At 46.9% G+C, this 5,484-nt stretch carries 5 protein-coding genes; all 5 read left to right on the forward strand.

The window, feature by feature from the left end; all coding sequences use genetic code 11:
- The first annotated feature begins 217 nt into the window (after positions 1 to 217).
- Entirely contained in the window at positions 218 to 1,456 is a 1,239-nt protein-coding gene (locus tag ACO4PX_RS08210) for a TadA family conjugal transfer-associated ATPase (RefSeq protein WP_485572239.1), read from the forward strand.
- 102 nt (positions 1,457 to 1,558) lie between these two features.
- The gene (locus ACO4PX_RS08215) at positions 1,559 to 2,413 is read left to right on the forward strand and encodes a type II secretion system F family protein (RefSeq protein WP_314328341.1); all 855 of its coding nucleotides are present in this window, start codon (positions 1,559 to 1,561) and stop codon (positions 2,411 to 2,413) included.
- A gap of 10 nt (positions 2,414 to 2,423) precedes the next feature.
- Positions 2,424 to 3,284, forward strand: a complete 861-nt coding sequence (locus ACO4PX_RS08220) for a type II secretion system F family protein (protein ID WP_485572240.1) — start codon at positions 2,424 to 2,426, stop codon at positions 3,282 to 3,284.
- 54 nt (positions 3,285 to 3,338) lie between these two features.
- A complete protein-coding gene (locus ACO4PX_RS08225) occupies positions 3,339 to 3,980 on the forward strand; it encodes a prepilin peptidase (RefSeq protein ID WP_485572241.1) in 642 nt (213 codons plus the stop codon).
- Positions 3,981 to 3,993: 13 nt separating this feature from the next.
- The coding region (locus ACO4PX_RS08230) for a WG repeat-containing protein (protein ID WP_485572242.1) at positions 3,994 to 5,484 on the forward strand (1,491 nt) is incomplete at its 3' end.

Genomic DNA, 5,484 nt, shown 5'->3' on the forward strand with positions numbered 1-5,484 from the left:
AATGGAATTATATTGACAGAGAAGGGGAAAATAACTATTATTTATCTTGCAATTTCTTCTAATTTTATTATTTTAATAAAAAATTTAAAGGGTATAAATCGTGTTTAAGAAAGAAAAAATTGAATAAGGATATCTCGGGAAAAACCGAACCCTCTTTGGAAAAGGAAGGGGGTTAGGGGCGGTTTTGGCATTTTCGTGATGAGGGAAAGGAGTGTGCATGACCTACGCTGAAGAGCAAAAACTGGTAGAGGAATTAAAATTATTTATTTCCGGTAACTTTGTTTTGAGCCAGATTGAAGATGATGTGTTGGAGGAGAAGGTGAAGGAAGTGGTTGCCCAGAGAATCGGCAACTCCTACTGTTCCGTGGAGCAGAAGCTCTCCATCGTTCAGCAGGTTTACGGAGCCATCAGAGGCTTCGGACTTTTGGATGCCATTTTAAAGGATGAAAGCATTACCGAGGTCATGATTAACGGGCCGGAAAACATTTTCATAGAGCAAAAGGGACATCTTTTCCAGCTGGATCGGCAGTTTGAAAGCGAGAAGAGGCTGGAGGATATTATCCAAAGAATCGTAGGATTGGCAGGACGGGAAGTAAACCAGGCCAATCCTATTTGTGATACTACCCTGCCGGACGGCTCCCGTGTCAACGTGGTGCTTCCTCCCATTGCCCTTTGCGGCCCCACCATTACCATTCGTAAGTTTTCCAAGGAGCCTATGACCATGGAGAAGCTGATTCGCTTCGGCTCCTTAACCAAAGAAATTGCGGAAAAGCTTCAGCTTTTGGTGAAGGCTCGCTACAACATCTTTGTCTGTGGAGGAACAGGTTCCGGAAAGACCACCTTCCTGAATGCCCTGTCCAACTATATTCCAAGAGACGAGCGTGTTATCACCGTAGAGGATACCGCAGAGTTACAGATTGAAAATGTAGATAACCTGGTACGTTTGGAGACCAGAAATGCCAACTCCGCCGGCGTGGGTGAGATTTCCATGACAGATTTGATTAAGTCCTCACTCCGAATGAGACCGGACCGTATCGTTGTGGGAGAGGTTCGTGGCCGAGAGGCGCTGGATATGCTTCAGGCCATGAACACCGGACATGACGGTTCCCTTTCCACAGGACACGCCAACTCCACCAGAGATATGTTAAGCCGTTTGGAAACCATGGTATTGCAGGGGGCGGCAAATGTGCCTTTGGAAGCTATCAAACAGCAGATCGGTTCCGCGGTGGACATCATCATTCACCTGTCCCGTCTAAGAGATCGTTCCAGAAAGACCATGGAGATTACGGAGGTTTTAGGCTTCCATAACGGAGAAATTCTTCTGAATCCCCTTTATGTTTTTGAGGAGGACGAAGAAAGTACCGTTACCAAGGTACACGGCGTTTTGAAGCGGACGGAAAATAAGATGCAGAAGGACTTTAAGCTTCGTCTGGCAGGAATCAACACGGTCATCTAAAGTGCGGGCAAAGATTCATACAAGAATGTAAAGTGCCGAAGCGGAATTTCGGCCGTTGATCGAAAATCACCGGAAGGAATGAAGCTTCGTTTGGAGGGACAAATGTTTTTTCGGAAAAAGAAGGAAAAGGAACCGGCAAGCTACCTTTCCCCCTTGGGAACGGAGCTGACCAATTACAACGTATATTATCTGAATTTCAGGGAAAAGCTTCAGGCCTTTGCCATAGCGCTGTTCATCGGCGGTGCAGTGAGCCTGGTGTTTTACGGCAATCAGTTTTTGGACGCAACAGGAAGGGCGACGAAGGCCACCATGTATGGCAATATCGTCATTTTCCTGCTGGTGGGAAGTCTGTGCGGCTTCTTCTTTCTTCCGATTCGGGCAAATCAATGTAAGGAAAAACGCTTGAAGGAATTAGCCAGACAGTTCAGAGGCTTTTTGGAATCCTTGGCGGTGGCGCTGGCCAGCGGAATGAATATGCACGATTCTCTGGACAGCACCTATAAGGATATGGTGATGGAATTCGGAGAGGATGAAAAAATCACCAAAGAAACCGCGGAAATGATTCTGGGCTTACGAAACAACTTAGCCATTGAGGACATGATGCTTTCTCTGGGAAAGCGCAGTGCCAACAAGGATATTGAGAACTTCGCCATCATTTTCAACGTCAGCTATCGAGCCGGCGGAAATATCAAGGAAATCGTGCGAAGAACAGCGGATATTATCGGAGAAAAGATGGAAATCAGTGAGGAAATCCAGACGGCAATTTCTTCCAATAAGATTCAGTTTACCGCCATGATGATTATCCCGGTGGTGCTTACGGGAATGCTTCGGGGCATGGGATCCAGCTTTAATCGAAGCTTTTCTACGCCCATCGGAATTGTTGCGGTGACCATCGCCATCGGCATCTTTGCGGGAGCCTATGTGATGGGACAGCGGATTATGCAGGTGGTGAAGTAAGAAGGGGAAAATGATGCGAAGCATAGCAATGATTTTAGGAACCATTCTGGCGATTTTGTTCCTGATTCAGCTTTTTCGGGGACAGAAGTACGAGGAGCTTGTGGAGGGTTTGGAAGAAAAGGAATTTCCGTTAAAAGATATCTATACCGTGGGCTTTTGCTGGGCGGAGCTGCCGGCTCTTCGCCTTAGAGGCGTGCTTTTCGAGCGCGTGGAGCAGCAGGCTAAGGTGCTCTATGGAGAGATGTATGCGGAATACTATGCCAATGTGTATTACGCCATGGCACTTAGCCTTTTCCACTTTATTTTATGCTTTGGCTGCCTGTTGGCAGGCTGGCAGGATAGCAGAAACTTCTTCTATCTTGGCATCTTTCTGGCGATTGTAGGGCTGATTTACGGTTGCGACTCCATGCGACAGAAGCTGGTAAAGAGAACGGAAAACTGCGAGACGGAGCTTCCGGAGGTAGTTTCCACCATGGCGATTCTGGTGAACTCCGGCATGATTTTACGAGACGCCTGGAACATGGTGGGCGGCAGAGGGGAAGGGGACATCTACGCCCTGATGCGGGATGCCAGTGAGGATATTCGAAACGGCCATGCGGACAGTGAGGCCATAGCCAAGTTCGGAAGAGCCACCAATTCTCCGGAGATTATCAAGTTTACCAGTGCCTTAATGCAAAGTATGGGAAAGGGTGCAGGAGAGCTGCCCCTCTTTTTGGCAAGACAGTCCAGTGACCTTTGGAACGAGAAAAAGCAAAGACTCTTACAAAAGGGAGAACAGGCTTCCGCCAAGCTCTTAATGCCCATCATGCTGATTTTCTTAGGCATTATTATCATTATTTTATCCTCCGCCTTTGCGGGAATTTCTTTATAGAAGAGGGAATTCGGGGAAGAAACGGTAGGAGAGGAAAGGAACTACAGGAGAATGATGCAAGGACTTATTAGCGGCGCTGTTTTCAGTATATGCAGCATTGCCGTGTATTTTCTCGTAATAAAGATATTTTTAAAGGGGCAGGCAAGGTCATCCTTCTTAGCTCCCTATGCCGTGATTGGCACTTTGGCCTTTTTTTCCTTCCTGACAGGCTACTATGTACGACAAACGGCGGTGCATACCCTGGCATTAGCCATGATTCTTTTTTGCTTCATGGTTTTGGAATGGGCGGGGCTGGTGGATGCCTACACCATGAAGATACCAAACCTCTGCACCATAGTGCTTCTAGTGGGCAGAATCCTTTTTATGATTCCGGAGCTTTTGTTTTACAAGGGGGACTTCCCCATGATTTTAGTCAACAGCTTTGTACCTGCATTTATCGCTTTGATTTTATTGTGCCTCTTATATAAGATTTCCCGCTCCGGCTTGGGTATGGGAGACATCAAGATTTTTACCGGTCTTGCGTTCTTCACAGGGATGTACGGCTTTTGCGTGAGCTTACTTTTTTCCTTCCTGCTCTGTGCCCTGTGTTCCCTTCCGGTTTTACTCTTAAAGAAAAAGAAGCTAAAGGACGCCCTTCCCTTGGGACCCTTTATCTACTTCGGTTTTGGCTTTGCAGCCATGCTTTCTCTGATATAGAAAGGAGCAGCTTGTGACACAGACACAGATGGGGGTTGCCTTTGCCCTGGTATTGGTTACCGGTATGGGTTGGTATAGTAAAATTTCCGACCAACAGAGACAGATCAAACAATATCAGCAGGAAGTGGCGGAAGCCGCAGACTTTGAGAAGAGAGGCCTGTACCAAAAGGCAGGAGAAAATTACAAAGAGGCTCTGGGCATTAAGAAGGAAGAAGCCATCTATGAAAAGATGATGGATGCCTACGAGAAAGCCTATGAGGAAAAGGAAGACCGCTACAAGGAATATATGGAGGCGGCAGAGATGGCTCAGGCAGCCTATCCGGAAAATCCGCATTTTGCTCTGGCGATTTCCCGACTGTACATTCAGAAAAATGACTATGCCAATGCCTTTTACTTTTTGGATAAGGCGAAAAAGTCAGGCTCCAAGGATAAGACCTTCCAAAAGGAATACCGGAAAATGCTCTATTCCTTCAAAACCTTGTATGGAAACTACAACAGCTATTATCCCCTTTCCAACGGCTTCTACGGGGTGAAAAACAAGGAGGGAGCAGGCTATATCCCGGCAGACGGGGAATCCTCCAACTCCTTAAAGCAGGAATTTGTAGGGCCCATCGGAGAGAAGGGATATCGTCTGCTACGTAAGGACGGAAAAACCATTTTGATGGATAAAAATGAAGTGACCCAGGGGGTATTTTCCAATAAAAATCCCGAAGACATCGGCTACTATGCGGAGGACAGAATTCCCATCAAGGAAGAGGGAGAATACAGCTATTACAATGCCTTGGGAGACCGGCTCTTCGGCGGATTCTCCGAAGCCAGCCGTTTCCAAAAAGGAAAGGCAGTGGTGAAAAAGGCGAAAAGGGTCTTCTTTATCGATTCGGAAGGCAAGGAACTGGAGCTTAAGTATACGGTAAAGGATGAAAAGGGTAAGGCGAAAAAAGACGAAAACGGAAAGAAGATAGAAGAAGAACGAAAGTTCGAAGCGGTGCAGATCAATCCGGATTACAGCTTTATTGCCCAGGGCTGCATCCTGGCCAAGGAGGACGGCGCCTACCATATCTACAATGAAAACTGGGAACAGGTTTCGGACTTCTCCGCTGAGGAAGTGGACGGAATCGGAAAGGACGGTATCTTCGCATTTTCTAAGAAGGGAAAATGGGGCTTTGCCAACCTGAAGGGAGAAGTGGTACTGGATCCTAAGTACAAGGCGGCGAGAAGCTTCTCGGAAGGCTTGGCCGGCGTGATGGAGGATGAATACTGGGGCTTTATCAATTTAAAGGGAGAGATGGTGATTACCCCTCAATTCTTCGGCGTGGATTACTTTAATAACAAAGGTGTGTGCATAGTGGAAACCTCTCCGAAGGTATATCAGTTTATCAAACGAAATATCGTGAAGAAGGAAATCTTTACGGAGGACAGCAAGGACGCCTCCAAAGAAGAGAAGGGCAAAGAAAAGGAAACAAAGCCCGAAGAAACAACGGAAGCGGCAATAGAAGCAATGACG

The sequence above is a fragment of the Oribacterium sp. genome, from assembly GCF_057249185.1.

What these genes read in the sequence shown, in the direction of transcription:
- ACO4PX_RS08215 (WP_314328341.1), top strand. Translation starts at nt 1,559, where the DNA reads ATGTTTTTTCGGAAAAAGAAGGAAAAGGAACCGGCAAGCTACCTTTCC.
- ACO4PX_RS08210 (WP_485572239.1), top strand. Translation starts at nt 218, where the DNA reads ATGACCTACGCTGAAGAGCAAAAACTGGTAGAGGAATTAAAATTATTT.
- ACO4PX_RS08225 (WP_485572241.1), top strand. Translation starts at nt 3,339, where the DNA reads ATGCAAGGACTTATTAGCGGCGCTGTTTTCAGTATATGCAGCATTGCC.
- ACO4PX_RS08220 (WP_485572240.1), top strand. Translation starts at nt 2,424, where the DNA reads ATGATGCGAAGCATAGCAATGATTTTAGGAACCATTCTGGCGATTTTG.